Source organism: Oleiphilus sp. HI0043 (assembly GCF_001634935.1).
Window position 1 is genome coordinate 1 of sequence record NZ_LWEY01000467.1, and the last position, 757, is coordinate 757.

Annotated in this window: 1 protein-coding gene; it reads left to right on the forward strand. The window is 47.4% G+C overall.

What is annotated here, in order from left to right; translation table 11 throughout:
* Positions 1-757, forward strand: a 757-nt coding sequence (locus A3729_RS32400; protein ID WP_197475610.1) for a hypothetical protein, incomplete at both ends; no start/stop codon positions are given.

The following is a 757-nucleotide window of genomic DNA, read 5'->3' on the forward strand; positions in this document are numbered from 1 at the left end:
TATAGCTGGTGGGAGTTTTACGGATTCAGAGCAAAATGAAAGTGAAACCTTAACCTGTTCTTCTAACGGCACTTATACAGGCTCGGCACCCGTTGCCATTACCGAAAGCGATATTGATTCTACGGGGGCAACATGGTTTGAAATAGACTATGACCACGATGCTGCGGGCAATACTCAACTTGAGTTTGAATACGGAACAATAAGTGGTGAGCTTGAGACGCTATTTGAGTTAGACCCTGAAACTGGCATGTGGGTTGATCGTAGCTCAGAAGATATCGGTGCAGGAGAAATGTCGGTACTGACAGCCAATGGCATTGAAAGACTTGATGACCTGTTTATCATTGTCGGTTACGGTGCCGATGGATCAGAAACGCTTGGTGAGACCGCGAGAGTTGCAGCAAGCTTTGATGGTGATCCCAACGATGTTGTCGCGACGGATGTAGATTTGTCCGCCTTTGATGTCTCTGGTTTGCCAGTTCACTTAGCCTTTGGTGATGAAGCTTTCGATGCGGATGCCGTCTTTAGTGATGGCGCAGAGATCTTTGTTGCAGAGCTCAGCGCTGTTAACACTTCGTATATTTTCGAGTGTGATGCAGACTGGTCACCTTGGTTTGCTTCAAACCTTGATTGCGACAATGTGGTGCCAATAGGCTTTGTCGCTGAAGACCCTGATGAGGATGGTATTCATGATCCAATTCCAGCGACGTCTTTTGCTGATGTATTTTCGACCGCGGCAGAGCTACTTGCTCAGCCAGTG